The organism is Burkholderia sp. RF2-non_BP3 (assembly GCF_001522185.1).
Classification (GTDB): Bacteria; Pseudomonadota; Gammaproteobacteria; order Burkholderiales; family Burkholderiaceae; genus Burkholderia; species Burkholderia diffusa.
The window spans coordinates 1-20,753 of record NZ_LOSU01000066.1 but is presented as its reverse complement, the minus strand read 5'-3'; the positions used below and the strand labels follow the sequence as shown (position 1 = coordinate 20,753).

Below are 20,753 nucleotides of genomic sequence, written 5' to 3'. Positions count from 1 at the left end.
TGCCGGCCCGGAGGACGCCGTACGTCCGCGCCTGCCCGATTGCAGGCATCCACCAAACGGAGAGCAACATGACTTCCCCTTTGCCAACTACGACGGCTGCCCGCGTTGCGAACGCGTCGTCGTCCACGACACGCGGCCGCTGGCTTCAACTCACCCTCGGCATCGTCTGCATGATGACCATCTCGAGCCCCCAGTACGTCTGGACGCTGATGGCCAAGCCGCTGGCCGCCAAGCTCGGCGTTGCGTTGCCGGAACTGCAGGTGACGTTCTCGCTGCTGATCGTGCTGCAGACGTTCTTTTCGCCATTCCAGGGCAAACTCATCGACCGCTTCGGGCCGCGGACGCTGATTTCGATCGGCACGGCCCTGTCCGGTCTCAGCTGGTTGTTCGCATCTCACGCGAGCAGCCTGTCGACGCTGTATCTCACCTATGGCATCGTGGGCGGCCTCGGCACAGGAATCGTCTATATCGGTGTCGTCGGCCTGATGGTCCGCTGGTTCCCGGAACGTCGCGGCTTTGCCGCCGGCGCGGTGGCCGCGGGCTACGGGATGGGGGCGATCGTCACCACGTTCCCGATTTCCGCGTCGCTGCAGGCACATGGCGTCGACACGACCTTGTGGATGTTCGGCATCGGGTTCGCCGTCGTCGGCTTCCTCGCGGCGCAAGGGCTGCGCGTGGCACCGTCCGCGGACGGCGTGGCCGGACTGACGGCCCAATCGTCGACAAGAAATCTGAGCCCATCGCAAATGTTCAAGACGCCCGTCTTCTGGCTGATGTTCGCGATGATGACGATGATGTCGACATCCGGCTTGATGGTGACGTCGCAAATGGCTTTCTTCGCCAGCGACTTCGGCATGACGACTGCCGTCGTATTCGGCATGGCCGCGCTGCCGCTCGCGCTGACGATCGACCGCTTGACGAACGGCCTGACCCGGCCGCTCTTCGGCTGGATTTCTGACCGCTACGGACGGGAAAACACGATGTTCGTCGCGTTCGGCCTCGAGGGCATCGCGATGACCCTGTGGCTGCTCACGCGCGACAACGCGGTGCTGTTCGTGCTGTTCTCCGGCTTGGTGTTCTTTGGCTGGGGGGAGATCTTTTCACTGTTCCCGTCGACGCTGACGGATACCTTCGGCACGCGTCACGCGACAGAAAACTACGGCTGGCTCTACATTTCGCAGGGCATCGGCTCGATCTTCGGCGGTCCGCTTGCCGCCCTCATGCACCAGCACGCGGGCAGTTGGGTACCGGTATTCGCGTCGGCCATCGCGCTCGACATCGCCACGGCGCTGCTTGCGATCGCGGTTCTCAAGCCGATGCGCGCACGCTTTCTGACTCCCTGAAATCGGTGCGTCTAGCGCCCAAACGCATCGGACTTCGCCCGAGTGAAAGCTTCGGCTGCCGGGCGTTCGGGGAGGGGCACGCCGCGAGATGCTCGAATGCTGAGCTCTCAGCACCACTGAGTCCCTTCCCGAGCCTGTGAACAATCGATGACCCGCTCCAAATTTCTTCCCGACAACTTCACCCTGGCGCTCATCGGAACGGTGGTCATCGCCAGTCTGCTGCTATGCCGCGGCATAGTCGCGATTGGTTTCAATGGCTTGACGACCTTCGCGATCGGGCTGCTGTTCTTCCTGTATGGCGCCAAGCTCTCGCGCGAAGCAATCGTAGCCGGCATCACGCATTGGCGTCTTCACGCCGTGGTCCTGCTCAGTACGTTCGCGCTGTTTCCGTTGTTGGGCCTGGCGCTGAAACCCATCGTCGCACCGTTCGTCACGCCCTCGCTCTATACAGGCATACGGTTCCTCTGCATGCTGTCGTCCACGGTGGAGTCGTCCATTGCATTCACTTCAATGGCCAAAGGCAATGTACCGGCGGCCGTGTGTGCGGCTTTGGTATCGAGCCTGCTCGGCATCTTCATCACGCTCGCGCTCGTCGGCATACTGGTGGCGGATGGCGGTGGCCACGCTGGCTCTGCATGGGATACGGTCGGCAAGATTGTGCTGCAACTGCTCGTGCCGTTTGTCGCCGGACAGATGTCGAGACCCCTCGTAGGCCGACTGATCGACACGCACCGCGAGATGCTGAAGTTTGTCGATCAAGGCTCGATCCTGATGGTTGTTTGTGTCGCTTTCAGTGAAGCTGTAAACGAAGGCATCTGGCACACCGTTTCCGGGCAGCGCTTTGTGGACTGATCGTCGCCAATGCCGCGCTGCTCGCTCTCGCATTCCTTGCCACGGCGTGTGCCGGCAAATGGTTGGGATTCACCCGCGCGGACCGGCTCAACCTTACGCCGGTCGAACTCGACCGACATCTGGTCCACCATGCGATCTCGAATACGAAGCACCTCACGATGCTGAACCTGGCGCCCGTTGACCTGTTTCGCAAGCGGCGTGAAGCCCAGACCCTCTGGAACCAAACCCGGTGCGTATTGCGCCGGGTTTTTTCTGCCTGCTGCCTCCTTTGCTATTGCCTATCGGACTGGGTACGTCATGGCGGGACCAACGCGAGCGCGATGTTCTCAACGATTCAACCCATCGTCATGGTCTTACCGAGCTGTCCGTCCGCGTATTTGGAGCTTACGCGGTCGGTGGCCGGTCGAGGATGGCCGCGAGACGGTCTGCTGCGGGCGTTGGGGTTGCACGCGCGGTTTGCAGGCGGGCCCGCCCGACCACCAGGTCACGCGAATTGATCGAGATGCGGTCAATATGTCGGCCACGTGCGGCGGGCTGAGCCGATCGCTCATACGGATAACCGCGATGAATGTAGTCCTCGAGATCGGCTTCGACGAAGGCGATGTGATGTTGGCCTGCCTCGGTCAACGCGACGCAAAGCATGTCGCACGGGATGCCCGTCAGGTCGCGATCGGCGATCCGGTTGAGGATTCCGTCGCGGACGATGTGATCGGTGATCAGGACGTCCTTTGGGGCGCCGCAATTGTCGATCTGAATGATGACCTGCGTCGGATCCGATGAGAGTGTAAACAGTCGGTAGCAGCAGACGGCGATGCTACCGCTCGCGAAGTAGGCGAGGTCAGTGTAGTGCGTTACGTGGTCCATAGTGAATGCTCCAATAGCGAAAAAGCCAGCGAATGTGCTGGCTTTTTCAGGCTATCGAGGCGGAGAGGAAGTCAAGTCTGGGGTGCAGCTTGAGGCCCGCACGGGATCGTCGCCCGAATGCGGATCACGGTCCGCTGGCTCGTGAGGCCCAACAGATGCATGACGTCGTTGTTGCTTCTGCCGGCGAGCAGCAGGCGCCTGGCGAACGTGTTCCGCAGGGTGCGCGGGCTCATATCGGGGAGCCGAACGTTGATCGTGAGGAGCTCGTCTCGAACGATGCGGCCGAGCAACTCGTCGGTCATTGGCCCGCCTGCACGGGGTGACGGGAACAGTAGTGGGCTGTCGGCGGCGGCGGACAGGTTCTGCCATCGCGCGAGCGCGGGTTCCGCGAATTCGTCAACGTTGACCCGGCGTGCTTCGCGCGGGCCGCGCTTCGGTATACGGAGGTGTGGCCGCGCCGGCGACAGGTCGAGGTCGACGGCGGCCGCCTGCCGGATTTCCTGCGCGGTTATGCCGGTTGAGAGCAATAGACCAACGATGGCGCGATTACGCAACGCGCGATCGTCGAGCCCGTCGACGGCTCGGACCGACGCCTGCAGTCGATGGTCATCGGCCTCGAGAAGGTACACCGGGACGGGTTCATCCTCTGGCCAGGCCTGCGTCAGCGTATAGGCGGCCGCTGGATTGGTCTCGCGCACGCCGACGTCGACAAGATGTCGGCCGAGCCTGTCGAGGAGCTTCTGGTACCGCAGACGTGTCGTGGTGCCTGGCTTGCACCGACGATCGAGGTCAGCAAAGAACGATTCAAGGTGGTCCGGACCGAAGGTGGTCAGCGACCGCTGCGCGGCGGCGAGGTGGCGCATGAAGCGTTCGAACATGGCTTCGTGCTGGACGATCGACCGCGGCGAGAACGCGCGGCGATTGGCGCCGGCGGCTTCCGTGCGTTGCCATTGCCGATAGGCCTCGGTTGGTCCCGATAGCCAGAGAGTCGGTTCGTCCATGCGATCTTATATACTGAATATTGCCTGCCTCAAGCATAACGCGAATCTACGATTCGCGTCACCTGTCTGCAAAAAGGAGGGGCAACCGTCCACCCGCGCTTGCACATGGACGCTGGTACGCACCCTGTTGAGCGCACAGAACGCGTCGTTCACGCCGCGTCCTTCCCGTTCCCGGATGTGGGCGTACCCACCAGAAGCTCTCGGACGCACCGATAGACAATCGGCAGCGACGGATCCGACTTACTCCAGTCGATGAGGCCATTGAAATCAACGCCCGGCATCGTAGCCGGTCCGATGCGCGGTAGAGCATCGACGACCACTGAGTCATTGCGGCTCAGAAAGGCCAAATCGGAAAACGCTTGCTCTTCGAGCTCAAGCAATAGTGTCCAGCTCAAGGCATGTGCGAGGCCGGCGTTGATGTAGTGTTCCGCGAGCAAGGTCGCGATGCGTCGCAGATCGTCCGAGGCAAGTTCGAGCGCGTGCTCGTACCAGACTGGGTCGAATTCCGAACCGGGGCGACCATCGGTTGGGGCAAGATTCATAGCGGTCGACGATGAGAGGGTGCAGCGGCCTGCCACGCGAAAGCCTGGCGCCGCAGGCGGCCGGAATGCACTGTGAATGTAACCAGCGTTCCGTAGAAGTTCAAGACCGGGCGCCGCGCTGATCAATTTTGAAGAGCACGCGGTCTTTGCCATCGATCCACGCTGGCGGGCGGCCTCGGCTATTCCATGTTGCGCCGGTTTCGGGATCGCGGTACTTGGCATCGGGACGGCGACGCGGGTGCTTCCGATGTGTACCGTAGATCTCGCGCGAACTGATTCCGAATTCACTAACGAGTTGGCGTACGTCGGACAGGGGTGTTGTCCGTGCCGCGTCTTTGGCAGCGTCGATTTCTGCTTCGAGCGCGGCCCGTTTCGCGAGAAGTTCCTGGTAGGTCGACATAATCTCTCCGATCGTGGTTGGTGAATCAATATCGACCAGCATAGCGAGGGAGTCAGGAAGTCAAGTTCCGGTCTCGATGTACGTTGAACCTTCCACGCGAGCGCGTCGGCCGGTACCCGAATCATTCAGCAGAACTCTCTCACGGTCGTCAGCAGCGCCCCGCGTAGCTCGGTCCGGTCGACGAGCTTGCGGGCGATCAGATGCCGCACCTTGCCGTCCGTCTGCCAAACGCCGTAGACGGCGAGTACTATGGCGCCGAGTGCTTCCCTTCGATACGTCTCTAGCAGCGTAGGTCGGAGGATTACGTTCACCTGACCCGTCTCATCCTCACGCGTCATGAATCGGACACCGTTGGCGGTACCCGGCCGCTGTCGAACCGTGACCAGGCCGCACGCGCGCGCAACCTATCCGCTGCGCAGCGTTGCCAGTTGGTTTGGCCGGCTTCAGGCGATCGTGCAGCCGCGCCAGCGGATGCCGGCCAAGAGTGAAGCCCATCGGTCGAAAGTCCGTCACGATTCCCGCACCCTCGGTCGTTTGAGGCACCGCCGGCACTACGTCGTCACGTTCGGTGCCGTGCAGCAGACCCCGCCCGGGCACGCTGGCGGCGGCCAGCTATAGCGCCGCGCGTCGATTGCTGTTGGTGAGCGAACGAAGGCCATTCGCGCGAGCTCGACGCGAATGGCCGTGTCTTCGCCCATGCTGTTTAGGCGTGAGAAGCCCAGGTGCGCCGGCGCCGACGTCGCCCCCCCTTCGATAGCGCAATCCCATGTGCTCACGTTGACGTCGACAGGCAGTATCTGGGCGCCGCGACGTTTCGCGTCCCCGTCAGGTTACTCGCCCGGCCACCATGTCTTCCCCGTTCGGTTGACTAGGTAGTCGTCGAGGTTCTTGCCCTCCAGCCATTTCGGACGGGGCCCGAACCCCGACCATTCCTTACCCGAGGATGGGTCGTAGTATTTCGCAGCAGCACGGCGTTTGCGTGGCTTGCGGAATCCCGTGGCCGACAAAAGCTCCTCCTCCGTGATGCCGTACAGTGCAACCTGGTCGCGAATTGCGTCCAATGCGGCACGCTTCTCCTCACGCTTCGCATCGACGAGGCGGTTGTTCAATTCACGCAACTGAGCCTGAAGGGCCTCGATATCAGTCAACATATTCGTTCTGGAGTTTGTTGGAAATCCGCAGGATGGTAGCCGAGAAAGCTACATCACTGAAACGCTGGCTAGACAGGAGGACAGCACTTTGCGGATTTGGCGTTCAGTCGAAAAGGTTGGCGAGGGGTTCTGCCGGCTTTTTCCGAGGACGCGAGGTACGGCGCGGGTTACACTGAAAAGGAGCGCCACACCGTCTCTCTCGTAACAGGCTCGAAACCGAGCATATTCCGAGATGGAGAAACGATGGAACCGAAGCGTCCAAAGACCCTCCCCCTCACAGATCCGGCACCTGCTGCGCGTCACTGACGCGACGAGCCGGCATTCTGAGCGCGACACGCTCGTGCTGTTGCTCGGATTCACATGCGGCATGCGTGTGTCCGAGATCGCCCAACTCGAGGTGGCCGACGTGCTGTTGCCGTCCGGCCGTCTCTGCGAGGAAGTGAGCCTTCGAGGCGCGATTACCAAAGGCTCGAAGGCCCGTTGCGTCTATCTGAGTCATCCCAAAACCGTCGCTGCCCTGGGGCGTTACATCGAATGGCGCTGGAAGCGCGGTACGGTGACGGCGCTCGACCGGAGCAAGTGGCAGGGACTTATGCCTAATGTGCTGCTCATCTTGACGCACAAGGGCACACGCTACGAACTGAGCGTGAAGCGTCGCGTCAACTACGACGGCGAAACGGTCGAATATCTCGCGGCAAACAGCCTTCAGAACTATGTGACCGGGTTGTACCGCGCCGCTGGTTTCGGTCGGGGTTTTCAAGCCTCTCAGGTCGCCGGACTTTCGCGAGTCGGCGTGTTGTACAGGGCCACTCGATTGAAACGGTGCAGTTACTGCTCGGCCATGTCCACCTCGATCACGTCGCGCCCTATCTTGAGGTTTCCAGATTGGCGCGTCGCGAAGCAATGGCGGAACTTGGCGGGCCGTTTTCGGACTGACGAGGAACTTCGCAGTACTGGCTCATGTACCGACGGCGAATACTGGAAACACAGGACGTGTGCCGGACCGGAAATCCAATGATATATTGGTGTACATGAACACGTTATCGTTACCACTAACGATGGGCAACCGTGCCCGCATGCGCGAACTGTGCACGCTCGCTGGATCGCAGGGCGAAGCTGCCAGGCTCATTGCGAAGCAAACCAGCCGCCCGTGCAGCGTGAATGCCGTGAAGTCGTGGACTTGCGATCCGGATACGTCGCGCGCACGGACCTGTCACGACTGGGCTGTTGAAGCGCTCGAGAAGGCATTGAAGAAACTGAATAATGCGAGTCGAAATGGTGTACATAAACACCCAACATGAGAGGCATGACCCCGGAGATTTCCCTGATGAATTCGTCTGTTGACCCGTTAACAGACCGCGCGGCAGATGTTTTTCTGAAGCGCATCGCGGTCCGTTATTCGGTAAGCCGAACCATTCTTTTTGGCAGTCATGCTCGACACGACGACACCGACGAGAGCGATGCAGACATTGCCGTCATTCTTCGTGGCGAGCATGGGGAGCGCACCGATATTGCACTCGATATGGCGGGCACGTCCTTCGACGTGCTGCTCGAAACCGGTGTTCTAGTCGGAGCATTGCCGCTTTGGGAGGATGAGATGGAGCATCCTGATTTGTTCAGCAATCCGGTACTGATTGAGAACATTCGTCGTGAGGATATTCCGCTGTGAGCAAGACGCACAAGGACTACATGGCGAAGGCGGGCCGCGTACTCGAAGAGGCGCGTGTGCTACTCAAAGCCGGAGGCTACGAGGGCGCGTGTAATCGTGCGTACTACGCGATGTTTGATGCCGCACGCGGCGTTGTTGGGTAGTGGCGTGGAGAAGTCGCCAGAGACCCATAGCGGGCTAATCGCCGCGTTCGGCTTGAAGTTGGTGAGGAGCGGGCTTATTCAACCGGAGTTTGGTAGGGCTCTGAGCGAGGTTGAGAGCTTGCGCGGAATCGCAGACTATGCCGTCGAATCGATCGTGGTTGACAAGGCCCTCTGGGCGGTTGGGCAGGCAGAGGACTTCATCGGCATGGTGCGCCAGCTGCTCGCTCGCGATCTGACCCAGAAGTTGGAAGATCCGGAACCGCCATCGACGCCCGGCACCGATATTTGAACGGGAGCGGTTTCATGAGCATCGAGTTAGTGCACCGTGCCACTTGTCGAACGCGCAGGTCGGGCATTCGCCGTACGCTTGAGCGATATTCCGCAGCCGTGGCTAGACCGTTTTCTCATTGCATTGCGCGGCTCCGCCTGCCCGGCGCTCGACGGCGAAGGTGAATGTGCGTATGCATGGGACTGGCAGGACTGGCTGCAAGGGACTTTCCGCGGGGCCGCGCTGTAGAAATGTTCGATAGCCCCAATGGGCGCGGGCGCTAAACCCAAGGAAAACGTTGACGAAGTTGCGTCTGGAGGCTGCCATGAAGCGAGTGAAGCGGTTTTCGGAGTACGGGGGCTGGAAGATCGAGGCATCACCGACCATTCTTGCGAATCAGCGGCTCTTCGTTTCAGGCGTCATCGTTTCACGAGGCGACGAGCGCTTCATTTTCACTGACCTCGGCAACCGCGTGTATCGAGCGCAAGCCTACGAACGCGGTATCGAGTGGGCCAAGCGATGGATCGACAATAACTTCGTGTATGGCGCGCCAAGCCGACGCGGTTAGGAAAACTATGGACAACACCATTGAGATTGCGAGCAATGCCCGGTCGGCTGTATCGGCCTTAATCCGAAGATTGCTCGTTGCATACCGTGTGGCTGAGACGCCGCAATCTCAGAGGGACTTCCTGCTGCAACTGAGGGCGGTTAATGAAACGGTAGCTTTGATCGAGCCATTAACTCGCTTTAACCGTTTCACGGAATTGGAAGAGCTCGATGTGTCCGCAGCCGAAATGGCGGAACTGCTCTCGGGGTATCGAACCAACCCGACCCGAAGAAAAGATCTATTTTGCGCGAGTCCAGAACTGCGTATTGCGCGGGCAGGTGATCGACCGTCAGGCCGGGGGCGAACGAGTCCTTCGAATGATTCGCGATCTTCAGCGAGATAGCGACCACAAGCTTGTCTTGATGTAGGAAAGCGAGCCTATGGGATACGACGTTCACATCACGCGCAAAACGAATTGGTTAGACGACGAACCGCAGATCGACATTTACGAGTGGCGATCTCTTATAGCGTCGGACGAAGAAATGCGCCTCGACGGATACGCCGAAGCCAAGGTTGGCAGCGGAGCAGTCCTTCGCATGGAAAGCGAAGGGCTGGCTGTATGGGTAGCGTATTCGGGCCATGCAGCCAATGGGAACATGGCGTGGTTTGACTTCGGCAGAGGTGACGTTGTCGTCAAGAATCCGGATGCTGAGATACTCGTCAAAATGTGGGCGATAGCCCAGAAGCTCGGGGCTCGGGTGCAGGGCGATGACTGCGAGTTGTACGGTGCTGATGGAACGTCGTTACGTAACGATACAGCGATGTCGAACCAATGATCGCTCCGCTCTGGTGAACGTTCGCCAACTATAGGAAGGAAAAGCCATGACGCTCCCGTCCGGCAGCTACCTTTGCTGGGATCGAGTGGCCTGCAAGGAATGCGCGGCAGTCGATCGTCCAATGGGCTACAACGACAAGCTGTCCGGCGACTTCTATCATGTCGACCGTACTTGCGGTTACCAGTGGGTCGCGATAACCGCCGAGGAGGAGGAACTCGCGGCCGAGGAGCGCATGAAGGACGCGCTCGGGACTGCGGGCTCCATGCTCGGTAACAGCAACCAGGAAAACGCCGGCCATGCCGGCGCAAGGAAAAGAGAGAACATGAACTCGAAACCGACGGGCTACCTAGCTCTAATTGCGCAACGAGAGGCACTGGATGCGCAAATCAACGCCGCTCGCGAAGCCGAACGTGAAGCGGCGATCGGACAGATCAAGGCCCTGATGAAGGAGTTCGATCTCAGCATTCTGGATCTGCAAGAGAAAGGGCATAAGCGCAACTCGAGGCGCATGTCGACCGTTCCGAAGTACCGCGACCCTGCTACAGGTAAAACCTGGTCTGGCAGGGGCCGACAGCCAGCATGGCTCGGTAACGATCCTGCAGCGTTCCTAATTCAGCCCGACCTGCTCGCCATCTGAGTAGGGTAGCCGCTCTTCGACCATTGATAGGAAAGGAACTGTACAAAGATCTCATGAAACGCGGGAAACCAAAACTTACCCGTCAGGACGCGGAGCGTCTCTTTACGGGATTACCAAGCGGGAACACGAGCATGTCGGGCCGGCCGGTGAATCCATTCGAAGCCAGCGCGTTCGATACGGCCCAGCGCGCCGATGACGAACCCCGGCTCTGGAAAGACAATCTGATCACGCTACCGAGCGCGATCGCTTTGCCTGCCGGCTACGCGTCGCTGTCCCACTTGTGCGACGCGATAGCGCGCATTTTACGGGTGAGATGGGTGAGGGAAGCTGGCCACGAGGTTGTTGCCGAGTTTCCTGAAGGATGGAAAGCCGTTCGTCCGGCCACTGGCCCCATTGAACTGCGAGATCCGTCGAACGTGGTGCGAGCAGTGTATGGCTGGGCGGAGGATGCCGAACTGCGGCTGTTGCCACGCTATCTGGTCGAGACACAGTCGAACAGTTCGAGCGGGATGGGCAGCTTGCTGGTACGCGATCGCGCCACTGGGCGGATTCTCGAACGTTCCTCGATCTGGTCGTCACTGACAGGCAGTAACCACCCGGATTGGGCTCGACTTTCAGGGTGGCTCAGCTTACGCTATCCGCAACATCTGGATCCGTTACGGTACTGGGACGATTGTGAGGCTAATGCCGACCTGGTCGGCACCTAGGAAACCAGGCAAATGAACATAGACCAAATCGAAGCCGAAGCGAGCGAATATCTAGCGCACACACTCGGTAAGTTCACATTCACGGACCTGACTGACGAAGAGCGTCACGCAGCGTTCATGCTTGCTTGTACGTTACCGGATCGGGCCGTTATCAAAGACTTCATCGTTGCTGCAAGCGAAGCGGAAGTAGTTCGCGCTGGCTGGCCAGCAAATGTTGCGCAGACACTCGCGCCTTTGGTCATGAGACTGGATAGCGTTTCGTATGCAGCGCGGTCTGCTTCGCTGTTCGAAACGCGTAATTGAAAGGCCGGAAAACAGCCCCGTTGCGGAGTGAAGGAATTTTTTGACCGAGTACAAACGCACCTTTCGCAACACAGAAAGTCTCGCCGAAGAAGCGGTGACGCGATGCCATTGGGCCGTTTCTAACGGCGCGCGGCTACTCGGTTCTGCGCGACAGCCGTACGCAGACCGGTACCGCAATCGAGCAGTTTTTGCGTGTACAGGCACCCGATGGTCAGACACTGCAGATGCGAGTTCGATTGTGCTGGCGCCGCACCTACGAACGTGCGAACCAGGGAAAAATCGCAGCGGTGCAACTGCGCGCTCGATTGATCAATGATAGCTGGGATGACACGCTCGCTTTCGTAGTCGGGCGTGACCGGGCTGAGGGAAATACACATCATCTCTTTGTTCAGCGCGACGGCATGGACATCGCTTACGCCACGCTAATTCCCCGGGAGGAACTTGCGCCGATTGGCCAGCGCGATGTAAGTGCCGGCTTGATCGCCAAGGGCCTGCTCGGGAGGATGTCGAAGAACCACGCCATGAACGGCACTAGCCCTACAATCTGGCTTCAGGACGATCGTAAGGCGCATGGTCATGAGGTCGCGGACGTACTGTGGAGCTGGCCCGGTGTTATTGATTTGGCCAAGCTCGCGGTTGCGCCTGCAAAGAGTGACGAGCCTGTTGACGACACTTACGATGACTGTCCGGTTGGTGACACGTGGCTCATCGGCAGCGACGGCGCTGAGCGTCGTCCCGTGGTGCGCTCTGAGGTCAAACGCGATCCGCAGGTTAGCCGCGCGGTGACACAGCTCTGCCCAGAGGGAGTCGTTATAGTGCCGGGCCGATATCCCGGATAGGGTGGTCCGCGAACCATCCCGACAGAGTCGCCATCGCGCCGGGCTCAAGCAGATGCGTGAAGAGCAGTGCCAAGCGCCTCTTCGGCCGCGAGACCGCGACATAGAACAGGTTGCGGTAACGCTCGTAGTCCGCCGTTCGAGTACCGATCAGGCCAGGGTTCCCGGCCATCTTAAGATAGAGGTTGAAGTCGTAATCGTTCCAGCCGCGCCCGAACACGACGAGGACATTTTCGAACTGATCGCCCTTCACCCCATGCTTGGTTTCAAAAGGCGAGTGACCGTCGAGATATTTGCAGAGCGCGATGATCTCTTGGTAGGACACTGCGTGAAGCGCATGGAGCTCTTTGATGCGTCCCGTCAGCGGTTCGCCGCCCGCAAGCGCGTCCGCAAGCGCCTTCTCCTGGCGCACGACCGAGTCTGAGAGGATCGGCAGTCCGGTGGAGGACAGATATGCGAGCACGTCGCCGACCGTGCCCGTGTTGCGAAGTTCGCAGAGCCGCCTCATGGTGTCCGTCCACCTAGCCTTGTCGGCCGGCCCGTTCATCACCGGACGCTCAGCGTCAATCGCTTCGAACATCTTGCCGAACCGCTTGGTGCGGTAGGCCCGCGCCGCCGGTTCAAGATGTTCGTGGAAGTATGCGATGACCTCGTTGGCCTTACGCGTAAAGGAATCGTTGAACGCGAAGACGGCCCGCATCGAGCTGTAGCCCATCTCTGTCGCGAGCGCCCGGTGGGTTAGCATAAGGACCTTCGTGTCGCCGGCAAAATCCCAGCCAACGCTCTCCAGCTCGGAGCGGACATTGCTAAGCGCTCGCGTGGCTTCGGCAGCGGGGAGGCTGCCCTGCCAGTGGTTCGCCGTGAGCCGTCGCCCGCCCCATCCGTTGGTGTGGTAAACGTGAACTTCGCCCGGCGCAGCCGGGTCTTTCACCGCCTGGGCGAGCTCCGGGCGGATCAAGTTCAAGCTGTCGACGATTGGCTTCGCGCTGCGGAAGTTCGCCTTCTTGTCGATGCGCTTCAGCGCGTTGTGTGCGATCGAACCGCAGCCATCGCCATAAATCTTCTGCCAATGGTCACCGAAGAAGCCGAATTGCGGCGCGTGCGGCTTGCCGATGAAATGGTCCTTGATGCATTCAACGAGTTCGACGTTCGTGTCCTGGTACTCGTCCACGAGGATGAGCGGGAAGCGCGACGCCATCGCGTTGCGGAACTTCGCGAACTGCATGAGCTTGATAAACACCGGAAAGATGTCATCGTGGTGCAAGTTCGCCGTGCCATCTTCGATGGAGCGCCGACCGAGCGCGTACCCAACTGCCGTGATGTTCGCGGCGTCGAGTTCTTCGACGCGATCCACCCAGCCCGGCAGCGTGCGGACAAGCTCGCGAAACCGTTTCTGAAACGGGCTGACAAGCATCCACGCAAATGCGTGGGTCGTGTCACAGTAGATCGCCGGATCGCCATCAGTCTGCGCGATGATCGTATCCCGCGCGACATTGGTGTAGGTGACGCACGCGACTTGCCGGTGCGTGCGTTGAAGCTCCCGCGATTGGTCCTTCAGGATGTAGCGAAGCGCAGCGATCAGCGAGTAGGTCTTACCGGCGCCAGCGCCCGCCTCGAACACGAAGCTCGACCCGTCGTTGAGGCAGTCTTTCAGCGCTTCCCAAGCGGCGGCGGCAGCGGCTTCAGCTGGATTGGGGTGAGTGGCCCCGCTCATATGGCTTCACCTGAAAGTGGCGTGTCGGTGAGTACATTGATCGCATCGATGGCCTGTGCCTCGGCGGCGAGTGCCACGCTAGGATTGGCGACGGCAACATTACTCGCGGCGAGCCAGCGCATGCCCTCTTCAATATATCGCGGCGTGACCCAGTCGGTTCTCTCAATCGCGTAGGTCAGTGCGAACTTTGACTTCTTCTGCTTCGCGGCCTTGTCCTGGGCAGCTTTCGCGAGTGCGTCATTCGTCGCGCCAGTAATGCCGAAAAAGGTCTGGTTCGCAAGAATGAACGCGTCTTCGAACGTCCGACCACACGGCCCGTTTGACGCTTCCGGCACCTGATATGCGAGGCGCAGACTGCCGCGAGTCTTGGCAGCGTTGTCTGCCGCCAATGCCGTTGACAGAGGGAACAATGTCGCCCCATCCGCTACTTCTTCCTCGTCGTCGTCAGCAGTCTCGGCGACGGCTACCTCCGCCGTCGCCGAAGCTGCGGCCATCGAAGCCGCTTGCGGCATGGGATCACGTGTTGTCGTCTGTTTATCAGCAGGCGTTTCGGGCACCGGGGCCGGAGCTTCGACCGTGTTGAACCAGTGTTTGATGCAGGAATTGCTCGTGGTCTCCCCCTCGTGGACGAGACAAGCTTCGAGCTTCTTCTTCGAGTTACGTTTGACGGCGTCGAGATCAGTAATGATCAGACTGCGCAGGCCCAGGAATTTGAGAAGCGGAATGAAGAGTTGCGCATAGGCCCCGCCGACCTCCATGATCGTAATGTATTGGCTGCCAAGCTTCAGGGAGGGATCGACAGAATCGAGGGCGCGCATTACTTGCGGCAACATTAGCCGCTCCGTCGTTCCTTCAATCAGCACTGCCTTATCCGCGAAGAAGAGATCGCAGCGCGTCAGCGTGAGGTACTGATGCAGGAAGTCAGACGCAGGGCCTTTCAATCCGGCGAGGTCGCTGCTGAGGTCCTTGACCTGAGTACAGCGAACACCAACCGGCAGATCCGTCGACGTCACGGCGAAATAGCGGATCGTGTCGAAGCGGGCTTCATTCGCGACGTGCGGGGAGTGCGTCGAGACGATGAATTGCACCGGCCATGAGACGTTCTCGCCCTCCAAGGCGCAGAGCTTTTTAACGATCTCCGGCAACTGCCGAATGAAGACCTCCTGCATCTGTGGATGTAGATGGGCTTCGGGTTCTTCGATCACGATGAGCTGCACGCCAGGCGCGTTCGCATGCGCCCGGTACTCGCGGAAGAAGCCGACGATCTTGAGCAGGATATAGAGGAGGTTGCGATACCCGAGCCCGTTGTAGGACTCTGGTAGCTGCACGCCGCTGTAGCTGGCGTACTGAATTTTTGTGAAGTCGGACAGAAGCTTGCCGACCTCGAGCTTCGTCTCCGGCTGCAGTGGCACGTTGTCCAAGCCCGGATACCCGAAATACTCAATCGCAGGCATGAGTTTCGCGAGCTCTTTCTTGAAATCCGTGTCCATCCCCGACTGGATTTCCTCAACGGCCTTCTTGAGCCCGTCCGCGATATTCTTTTGGGAGCCGTCCGCCGTCGAGACGGAGGCGCTTTGGAACAGGCTCTCCAGCACCTTTGCCAGCACGTCAGTGCTACGGGCACCCGTGCCGTCGAGTGCACGCTGGGCGTTCACAAAGCCGAGCGACAGCAGGTTTGTGACAGCCTTGGGCGTCACGTCACGCGTATTCGTCGGGTCCCGGGTCCTCGGCCCACATCCGCGTCGTGAAGAGCGTCGGCATGCGGTCGGTTAAGCTGCGGAAGAGCGCCAGGCGATCCCCATCAGAGTGCGATTCGTCGGGCCCGTGTAGGATGGTTTCCTCGTGTCCCTCGAATAGGTCTGCAATCCGGCCATCGGCGAGGCTCCGCGAGCACACGATGACGGCCTCGGTGCAACTGTCGTCGGTATCTATAACGAACTCGCGAAGCGGGCCGAACTCAGGAACAGTCGGGTCAAAGCCCACATGAAGCCGCAAATCGATTGACGGCACGAGCGCCCGAACCTCTTCGACGCCAGCACCTTTTAGGTATGCTCGGTGCGCCGCGCAGAATTTGTCGTAGCAGGCGCTCGAGAAGTCCTCGATCTCGAACGTGCTCCGTTCAGACAGGAATTTGCGGATGATGTCTGAGAGCGAGGTCTTCCCGCAGTTGTTGCGTCCAACCACGACTGTGGTCTCGTCTTCGAGCTGCAGAGAAATATCATGCAGCAAGCGGAAGTTCTTTATTTTTATTGTCTTTATCTTCACGTAGTCGTCCCACCTGAAAGATTCAGTGTGACTAATTTACACTCAGGATGCGGCTAGCGGTAGTACGGACTGGAAGAGGCCGGAGCAGCCCTCTCGCTCAATGGATTCAACAATCCTTAGCGCGATGCTGTTTCCAATATTGCCGGGGCAACTCCAAGAACAAATCGCTGCGTCGGTTTGCTAGGTGAGCATTGCTTTGTTCCATTTGGGTATACCTGTGGCGAACGGGTAATTCCGCAGAATTTCCGTTCCGATAGAGTTGACAGAATTCCGGAACAATTTATAATTCGGAACGATATATCAACGGAACAACGTGAACTCCGAATGCGACGAATCTATTACGGGCGGGTATCAACCCTTGATGGGCAGACAGCCGCGAGCCAATACGCCGACGCCGCCGAGCAAGGCATTGATCCCGACGATGTGTTCATTGATGAGGGCGTGAGCGGGTATCACGTGCCTCCGTCCGAGAGGCAACAGTGGCAACACGTAGAGCGCGACCTACGTAAGGGCGGCGTCCTAGTGGTTCGCTGGTTTGATCGTATCTCTCGCCGCTATGACGAACTCCACGCGACGATGCAGCGCTTGATAACGAAGGGCGTCCGCGTGGAATGCACGCTCAACGGCATGGTGTTCGACGGGCAAGAGACTGACCCAACCCGCAAGGCCGTCCGGGACGGAATTCTGGCATTCATGGCCACTCAGGGTGAAGCCGATTACCGGAACCGTCGCGAAATGCAGGCCAGAGGAATCGCCGTCGCCAAGGAGGCTGGGAAGTACAGGGGCCGTAAGCACGCCGTCGATTACGCGGAAGTTCGTGCATATCACGCAGAACACGGGGGTTCCGTGCGAGCCCTGGCCGAGCACTTTGGTGTGGGGGTCGCCACCGTCTCCCGCGCACTGAACTCGGTAAACCCAACCGACGAGTAATCTAGAAGAGAACCACATGAACGCAGCGCAAGCTGCTGCCACCGCACTGCCGCTGCCGACGTTATTAAAGCGGCCGGCCGAGCAACCGCCGATACGTTCAGCCACTTTGGAATGACCACGGGCTCCGCGTTAGCAAGGCCCGTCTGTCGGCCCATTGACTGAACCTTGCGGCATCGAGATTACCCTTGGCCAGATAATGCAAAGCCGCCCGAAGGCGGCGGCGCGGCGCTATGGTGCTTGCCAGCACGACTAGTTCTTCTCGCCTGCCCGCGCCTACAAACCTGCGTCGCGCAGTAGCTCAGAGGGAAGGACTTGTATCGCTCGCGCAATACGAACGATGTTCATGAGGGTGACGTTTCGCTCCCCGCGCTCGATCTTGCCCATGTGCGACCGGTCGATTTCTGCAAAATCGGCCAGTGCCTCTTGTGACATCTCCAGTTCCTTGCGGCGAGCGCGAATTGCCGCGCCGAGCGACACAAGGTTTCCGTCCTTATCAAGTTTTCCCGAGACTCTTGCCATGGCTTGAATCGTCGCGCTATGATGCATTCAAGGACACGGTATTTACGACCCATTTTCAGTTTGTCATGCCGCTTGGCTGCCATGTTGAGCTAAAGGTTGCTCTGATTTCCGACTGCCATTGGCCATTCGTTTCTAGTTCTGTTCGGTGTTCGCGATGACGCAGGAGCCGGTTCGGCAGTCCTAGACGAGAATGGTCACGTCGGTTTGCGGCGTAGCCGTGCCTCTCTCAATCGAGGTATCTATTGTCGAGGACCAACAGTGACGACTTTGCAAGAGCTACAAAACCAGATCCGGCAATTGCAGCAGCAGGCGGAGGCGATGCGGAGGGAAGAAGCAAGCGTGGTCATTACCAAGCTACGCGCCGCTGTTCTTGAATTCGGCATTACGCCCGACGATATATTCGGCGCACGCGCCAAGCAAGTCCGGCGCTTGCCAAGAAGTCCCGCTACCCAGAAATACCGCGATCCGTTATCGGGGGCGACATGGAGCGGGCGGGGGAGAGCGCCGCGATGGATCGCGGGCCGCAACCGCGACGACTTCCTCATCACTGGTGCTCAATAGTCTTTTTGGCCACCATCGCGACGTATCGCCGCGCTGACCGTAGGTGCAGCAACCCATGATCCAACTCTTGGTTTGTTCGGGGGATGCTGCATCAGCGACATCCTCGGGCAATCACGGGCAGCCTACTGGTCCTGATCCCGGCGCTCTTGGACCGTTCAGCACAAAGCCAACAAAAAAATTTGCCGTACCTGAAACGGGGTGCATGACACCGCTCAAAGACGAGGTCCGGGTCGTTGACCCGCCCGCCACCGGCCTTATTGCTCCGAAAGACAAGCGGTCCGCTGCGTCGCGCATTTCGCGCTCAGATGGCTCCGTCGGGAGTGGCCGATCGCCCTCGGGAGTTGCAACGTCTAGTCAAAGGAGTTGACCGTTCCGGAGCGAACTATCGGCCACTGGCTTCCTCTGCTGAGATTCGGGCGTCTGACCGGCAAGGGAATCGACGGTCGTTGGCGAGCTCGTTGCGTTCTGCAATTGACGTGGCAGTTATAGGGCTCGATCGACTCTCCCCCTAGTCAGGCAAGGCATTGCCTCATACCGGGTGCAGCAGGATAATGTCCAAACTCTTTTTTCTGACGCATTGCAAGCAAAAGGCTGGATGACAAATTCCCTTGCCCTGCAGGGTGACGAAGACTATCGCCGCTGGCTCACGGAGCTCAAGCAGTGGGTCGAGCTTGCCCGTGCACGCGCCGCCGCAAGCGTGAATCGCTAGCTGGTGACACTGTACTGGCAGATCGGTAGCGACATTCTCGAACGTCAGGAATGACAAGGGTGGGTGCGAAAGTCATCGATCGGCTAGCGCAGGACTTGAAGGCTGCATTCTCCGACATGTGGGGATTCTCTCCGCGTAACCTGAAACACATGCGTGCCCTGGCACAAGCATGGCCATCGTCGGAATATGCGCAGCAACCTGCTGCACAATTGCCGTGGTTTCATCTATGCACCTTGCTCGACAGAGCAAAGGATCCGGCGGTCCGCGATTTGTACGCGAGCAAGGCGCCTGAGCACGGTTGGCCCCGCAACGTTCTCGCGATGCAAATTGACACGCAAGCACATGCGTGGGCGGGCGCGGCCGTAACCAATTTTGATGCACGATTGCCGCCGCATCAATCTGATCTGGCGCGCGAAGTGCTAAAAGATCCGTACATTTTCGACTCCCTAGGCTTGACCGAAGATGCTCAGGAGCGCGACATCGAGCAGGGGCTTGAAAACACAGAGCTTTCGACGGAATCGAAGATGCAGACACTATCAACTTTTGTGCGAGCGGAGGAGTTTGGCCAACCGGACCTGCTTCATACGTACATCGGGCATCTCGTCAGCCTGGGCTTGGTTTCATATACGAATGAGCATCAATGGGTGCGGTCCCCGGGGATGGTTAAGTGCGGCATTCCCAACTGCCAACTCCTGTTTATTCGGCTCAATGGGTTCGGGAAGTTGTTTCATCGTGGATGTTTGTCGGGTGGAATTGCGGACCAGCAATAAGAAAACGCTGGCCCGGCCGGTGCCAAGGAAAACATAAGGGGGAAAGGCCGATGACAACGATCAGCGAAGCGGAATGGCAGGCGAGGTTGAAGCAAGCCGAGGGCTTTGCAGGAGCCGACACCGAATGCTCGTTGTGTGGCGGAGCTGGAGGATGGCCCGAACTTGCCGGCTTCGTCGCGTGTAAGCCGTGCCATGGGACCGGATCGACCGCTCCATCCCGCACGAGCGGGGACTAGGAAAACCCATTGATTCTGTACACCTCAATAGATGGCATAATTCGGCGTACCGCACTTCGCGGTCAACGAGTAAGGGAGATCCATCTATGGCAACGAAAAACTACAAGGACCTGAAGGACCAGCTTGCGAAGCTGCAAGAGGAAACCGAGGCGGCACGTATCGCTGAATTGGATGCGGTGGTTGCTGACATTCGTGTAAAAGTGGCTGAGTATGGCATCACGGTTGAGCAAATCTTTGGTCGTCAACGCTCAAGCAAGGGCAAGGTGGTTTCTGCACCGGTTGCTGCTAAGTATCAGAACCCCAAGACTGGCGAGACGTGGAGCGGGCGCGGTCGTGCCCCTGCATGGATCAAGGACGCGAAGAATCGCGATCGCTTCCTGATCGCATGAATAAAGGGAGCTGCGGCTCCCTTTTTCTTGGGGTGTGTTACCAGCAATCCTACTGTCCGCGTAGAGGAAAACGGGAATCGAAGAGACATGGCACGCCACGCACACTGTAGTGGTCAAGCTCGAGGTTTAGCTTGAGCGGAAATGTGCTGCGGGCGTCCTTATCGAGCACCCCAGTAGAGACGATTCATCGTCCAGGTGTTTGGACGGCGCATTAGCGGGTGAGGGCGAGGCATGAGCTTGTCGGGTGGTGTCAGAATTTCCGTGTTCAAGGCGGGTTGAGATTCACACGGATGGTCGAACGAATCGATCCTCGTAGAGGATAGCGAACTGGTTCATCGCCGTCTTCCAATCATGAGCTGCGCGCCCCCAATCGGCAGTGATGTTGCGCAGTGCCAGCCAGATGAGCTTGGTGGCAGCCTCGTCGGTCGGGAAGTGTCCTCGGGTCTTGATGATCTTGCGCAGCTGCGAGTTGATGTTCTCGATGGCGTTCGTAACCGGCATGATATAGCCGGTGCCTCGCGTTTCCGCGCCGAGTGGTTTGAGCGTATGGTGTGACCATCC

General features: G+C 59.3%; 25 protein-coding genes and 2 pseudogenes. 16 read left to right on the top strand and 11 right to left on the bottom strand.

Going from position 1 to position 20,753, the window contains the following annotated elements:
• Window positions 1–68: 68 nt before the first annotated feature.
• Complete coding sequence (gene oxlT, locus WS45_RS29430) at window positions 69–1,343, top strand: oxalate/formate MFS antiporter (protein WP_059689148.1); 1,275 nt, start codon at window positions 69–71, stop codon at window positions 1,341–1,343.
• Between the two features lie 147 nt (window positions 1,344–1,490).
• Window positions 1,491–2,290, top strand: a pseudogene (locus WS45_RS36335) (bile acid:sodium symporter family protein); the annotation flags it as partial.
• 289 nt (window positions 2,291–2,579) lie between these two features.
• Here WS45_RS36335 and WS45_RS29420 read toward each other — a convergent pair.
• The 6 genes and pseudogenes from WS45_RS29420 to WS45_RS29400 form a co-directional block, all read right to left on the bottom strand.
• A complete protein-coding gene (locus WS45_RS29420; RefSeq protein ID WP_059689149.1) occupies window positions 2,580–3,059 on the bottom strand; it encodes a hypothetical protein in 480 nt (159 codons plus the stop codon).
• 71 nt (window positions 3,060–3,130) lie between these two features.
• Entirely contained in the window at window positions 3,131–4,060 is a 930-nt protein-coding gene (locus tag WS45_RS29415) for a tyrosine-type recombinase/integrase (RefSeq protein WP_059689150.1), read from the bottom strand.
• A 149-nt stretch (window positions 4,061–4,209) separates the two neighbouring features.
• Window positions 4,210–4,602: a DUF2471 family protein gene (locus tag WS45_RS29410; RefSeq protein ID WP_059534672.1), complete on the bottom strand. Its 393-nt coding sequence runs from the start codon at window positions 4,600–4,602 to the stop codon at window positions 4,210–4,212.
• A gap of 100 nt (window positions 4,603–4,702) precedes the next feature.
• Window positions 4,703–5,002, bottom strand: coding sequence for an H-NS histone family protein (locus WS45_RS34375; RefSeq protein ID WP_082722081.1), 300 nt, complete (start codon window positions 5,000–5,002; stop codon window positions 4,703–4,705).
• A 125-nt stretch (window positions 5,003–5,127) separates the two neighbouring features.
• Window positions 5,128–5,823 (bottom strand): annotated as a pseudogene (locus WS45_RS36480) (error-prone DNA polymerase); the annotation flags it as partial.
• Between the two features lie 9 nt (window positions 5,824–5,832).
• Complete coding sequence (locus WS45_RS29400; RefSeq protein ID WP_059534675.1) at window positions 5,833–6,153, bottom strand: H-NS histone family protein; 321 nt, start codon at window positions 6,151–6,153, stop codon at window positions 5,833–5,835.
• A gap of 232 nt (window positions 6,154–6,385) precedes the next feature.
• On the opposite strand from WS45_RS29400, the gene WS45_RS29395 reads away from it, so the two are divergent.
• The 10 genes from WS45_RS29395 to WS45_RS29370 all read left to right on the top strand — a co-directional run bounded on the left by WS45_RS29395 (window position 6,386) and on the right by WS45_RS29370 (window position 12,102).
• Window positions 6,386–7,171, top strand: coding sequence for a site-specific integrase (locus tag WS45_RS29395; protein ID WP_257129904.1), 786 nt, complete (start codon window positions 6,386–6,388; stop codon window positions 7,169–7,171).
• A gap of 288 nt (window positions 7,172–7,459) precedes the next feature.
• Window positions 7,460–7,822: a nucleotidyltransferase family protein gene (locus WS45_RS29390; protein ID WP_257129905.1), complete on the top strand. Its 363-nt coding sequence runs from the start codon at window positions 7,460–7,462 to the stop codon at window positions 7,820–7,822.
• Between the two features lie 20 nt (window positions 7,823–7,842).
• A complete protein-coding gene (locus WS45_RS36625) occupies window positions 7,843–7,965 on the top strand; it encodes a HEPN domain-containing protein (protein ID WP_257129907.1) in 123 nt (40 codons plus the stop codon).
• Entirely contained in the window at window positions 7,940–8,254 is a 315-nt protein-coding gene (locus WS45_RS29385) for a hypothetical protein (protein WP_257129906.1), read from the top strand. Before WS45_RS36625 ends, WS45_RS29385 begins: the two co-directional genes overlap by 26 nt.
• 304 nt (window positions 8,255–8,558) lie before the next feature.
• Window positions 8,559–8,801: a hypothetical protein gene (locus WS45_RS34360; RefSeq protein ID WP_059689152.1), complete on the top strand. Its 243-nt coding sequence runs from the start codon at window positions 8,559–8,561 to the stop codon at window positions 8,799–8,801.
• 419 nt (window positions 8,802–9,220) lie between these two features.
• Window positions 9,221–9,616: a hypothetical protein gene (locus tag WS45_RS29380; RefSeq protein ID WP_059689153.1), complete on the top strand. Its 396-nt coding sequence runs from the start codon at window positions 9,221–9,223 to the stop codon at window positions 9,614–9,616.
• A 46-nt stretch (window positions 9,617–9,662) separates the two neighbouring features.
• On the top strand, window positions 9,663–10,253 hold the full coding sequence (locus tag WS45_RS36475) for an H-NS histone family protein (protein WP_306453736.1): 591 nt from the start codon (window positions 9,663–9,665) through the stop codon (window positions 10,251–10,253).
• Window positions 10,254–10,306: 53 nt separating this feature from the next.
• On the top strand, window positions 10,307–10,960 hold the full coding sequence (locus WS45_RS34355; RefSeq protein WP_082722073.1) for a hypothetical protein: 654 nt from the start codon (window positions 10,307–10,309) through the stop codon (window positions 10,958–10,960).
• A 12-nt stretch (window positions 10,961–10,972) separates the two neighbouring features.
• On the top strand, window positions 10,973–11,263 hold the full coding sequence (locus WS45_RS35490; protein WP_156437340.1) for a hypothetical protein: 291 nt from the start codon (window positions 10,973–10,975) through the stop codon (window positions 11,261–11,263).
• Between the two features lie 224 nt (window positions 11,264–11,487).
• Window positions 11,488–12,102, top strand: coding sequence for a hypothetical protein (locus WS45_RS29370; RefSeq protein WP_156437339.1), 615 nt, complete (start codon window positions 11,488–11,490; stop codon window positions 12,100–12,102).
• On the opposite strand, the gene WS45_RS29365 is transcribed toward WS45_RS29370, so the two are convergent.
• Genes WS45_RS29365 through WS45_RS32765 form a run of 3 tightly spaced genes read right to left on the bottom strand, consistent with a single transcriptional unit; the run spans window position 12,074 to window position 16,078 of the window.
• Window positions 12,074–13,813 carry a UvrD-helicase domain-containing protein gene (locus WS45_RS29365; protein ID WP_059689155.1) on the bottom strand — a complete coding sequence of 580 codons (1,740 nt, stop codon included), beginning with the start codon at window positions 13,811–13,813 and terminating at the stop codon, window positions 12,074–12,076. The two genes, WS45_RS29370 and WS45_RS29365, sit on opposite strands and share 29 nt — an antisense overlap.
• On the bottom strand, window positions 13,810–15,510 hold the full coding sequence (locus tag WS45_RS29360; protein WP_063892193.1) for an ATP-dependent nuclease: 1,701 nt from the start codon (window positions 15,508–15,510) through the stop codon (window positions 13,810–13,812). The genes WS45_RS29365 and WS45_RS29360 overlap by 4 nt, the downstream gene beginning before the upstream one ends.
• A gap of 1 nt (window position 15,511) precedes the next feature.
• Window positions 15,512–16,078, bottom strand: a complete 567-nt coding sequence (locus WS45_RS32765; RefSeq protein ID WP_063892194.1) for an AAA family ATPase — start codon at window positions 16,076–16,078, stop codon at window positions 15,512–15,514.
• Window positions 16,079–16,402: 324 nt separating this feature from the next.
• On the opposite strand from WS45_RS32765, the gene WS45_RS29355 reads away from it, so the two are divergent.
• Window positions 16,403–17,008, top strand: coding sequence for a recombinase family protein (locus WS45_RS29355; protein ID WP_059689156.1), 606 nt, complete (start codon window positions 16,403–16,405; stop codon window positions 17,006–17,008).
• A gap of 273 nt (window positions 17,009–17,281) precedes the next feature.
• Here the strand turns inward: WS45_RS29355 and WS45_RS29350 are convergent, their stop codons facing one another.
• Complete coding sequence (locus WS45_RS29350) at window positions 17,282–17,527, bottom strand: helix-turn-helix domain-containing protein (RefSeq protein ID WP_059689157.1); 246 nt, start codon at window positions 17,525–17,527, stop codon at window positions 17,282–17,284.
• A gap of 318 nt (window positions 17,528–17,845) precedes the next feature.
• Between WS45_RS29350 and WS45_RS29345 the strand changes: the two genes are divergently transcribed.
• From WS45_RS29345 to WS45_RS29335, 3 genes are all read left to right on the top strand, one after another.
• Window positions 17,846–18,088, top strand: coding sequence for an H-NS histone family protein (locus tag WS45_RS29345; protein ID WP_059534785.1), 243 nt, complete (start codon window positions 17,846–17,848; stop codon window positions 18,086–18,088).
• A gap of 768 nt (window positions 18,089–18,856) precedes the next feature.
• Window positions 18,857–19,567: a DUF1016 N-terminal domain-containing protein gene (locus WS45_RS36620; RefSeq protein ID WP_373557205.1), complete on the top strand. Its 711-nt coding sequence runs from the start codon at window positions 18,857–18,859 to the stop codon at window positions 19,565–19,567.
• 322 nt (window positions 19,568–19,889) lie between these two features.
• Window positions 19,890–20,192 carry an H-NS histone family protein gene (locus tag WS45_RS29335; RefSeq protein ID WP_059534690.1) on the top strand — a complete coding sequence of 101 codons (303 nt, stop codon included), beginning with the start codon at window positions 19,890–19,892 and terminating at the stop codon, window positions 20,190–20,192.
• A gap of 282 nt (window positions 20,193–20,474) precedes the next feature.
• Here WS45_RS29335 and WS45_RS29330 read toward each other — a convergent pair.
• A partial coding sequence (locus WS45_RS29330; protein WP_257140682.1) for a transposase occupies window positions 20,475–20,753 on the bottom strand: 279 nt, incomplete at its 5' end.

Excerpts from the sequence above, each read along its gene's own strand:
- oxlT (WP_059689148.1), top strand. The coding sequence starts at position 69 with ATGACTTCCCCTTTGCCAACTACGACGGCTGCCCGCGTTGCGAACGCG.
- WS45_RS29420 (WP_059689149.1), bottom strand. The coding sequence starts at position 3,059 with ATGGACCACGTAACGCACTACACTGACCTCGCCTACTTCGCGAGCGGT.
- WS45_RS29415 (WP_059689150.1), bottom strand. The coding sequence starts at position 4,060 with ATGGACGAACCGACTCTCTGGCTATCGGGACCAACCGAGGCCTATCGG.
- WS45_RS29410 (WP_059534672.1), bottom strand. The coding sequence starts at position 4,602 with ATGAATCTTGCCCCAACCGATGGTCGCCCCGGTTCGGAATTCGACCCA.
- WS45_RS34375 (WP_082722081.1), bottom strand. The coding sequence starts at position 5,002 with ATGTCGACCTACCAGGAACTTCTCGCGAAACGGGCCGCGCTCGAAGCA.
- WS45_RS29400 (WP_059534675.1), bottom strand. The coding sequence starts at position 6,153 with ATGTTGACTGATATCGAGGCCCTTCAGGCTCAGTTGCGTGAATTGAAC.
- WS45_RS29395 (WP_257129904.1), top strand. The coding sequence starts at position 6,386 with ATGGAGAAACGATGGAACCGAAGCGTCCAAAGACCCTCCCCCTCACAG.
- WS45_RS29390 (WP_257129905.1), top strand. The coding sequence starts at position 7,460 with ATGACCCCGGAGATTTCCCTGATGAATTCGTCTGTTGACCCGTTAACA.
- WS45_RS36625 (WP_257129907.1), top strand. The coding sequence starts at position 7,843 with ATGGCGAAGGCGGGCCGCGTACTCGAAGAGGCGCGTGTGCTACTCAAA.
- WS45_RS29385 (WP_257129906.1), top strand. The coding sequence starts at position 7,940 with ATGCCGCACGCGGCGTTGTTGGGTAGTGGCGTGGAGAAGTCGCCAGAG.
- WS45_RS34360 (WP_059689152.1), top strand. The coding sequence starts at position 8,559 with ATGAAGCGAGTGAAGCGGTTTTCGGAGTACGGGGGCTGGAAGATCGAG.
- WS45_RS29380 (WP_059689153.1), top strand. The coding sequence starts at position 9,221 with ATGGGATACGACGTTCACATCACGCGCAAAACGAATTGGTTAGACGAC.
- WS45_RS36475 (WP_306453736.1), top strand. The coding sequence starts at position 9,663 with ATGACGCTCCCGTCCGGCAGCTACCTTTGCTGGGATCGAGTGGCCTGC.
- WS45_RS34355 (WP_082722073.1), top strand. The coding sequence starts at position 10,307 with ATGAAACGCGGGAAACCAAAACTTACCCGTCAGGACGCGGAGCGTCTC.
- WS45_RS35490 (WP_156437340.1), top strand. The coding sequence starts at position 10,973 with ATGAACATAGACCAAATCGAAGCCGAAGCGAGCGAATATCTAGCGCAC.
- WS45_RS29370 (WP_156437339.1), top strand. The coding sequence starts at position 11,488 with ATGCGAGTTCGATTGTGCTGGCGCCGCACCTACGAACGTGCGAACCAG.
- WS45_RS29365 (WP_059689155.1), bottom strand. The coding sequence starts at position 13,813 with ATGAGCGGGGCCACTCACCCCAATCCAGCTGAAGCCGCTGCCGCCGCC.
- WS45_RS29355 (WP_059689156.1), top strand. The coding sequence starts at position 16,403 with ATGCGACGAATCTATTACGGGCGGGTATCAACCCTTGATGGGCAGACA.
- WS45_RS29350 (WP_059689157.1), bottom strand. The coding sequence starts at position 17,527 with ATGGCAAGAGTCTCGGGAAAACTTGATAAGGACGGAAACCTTGTGTCG.
- WS45_RS29345 (WP_059534785.1), top strand. The coding sequence starts at position 17,846 with ATGCGGAGGGAAGAAGCAAGCGTGGTCATTACCAAGCTACGCGCCGCT.
- WS45_RS29335 (WP_059534690.1), top strand. The coding sequence starts at position 19,890 with ATGGCAACGAAAAACTACAAGGACCTGAAGGACCAGCTTGCGAAGCTG.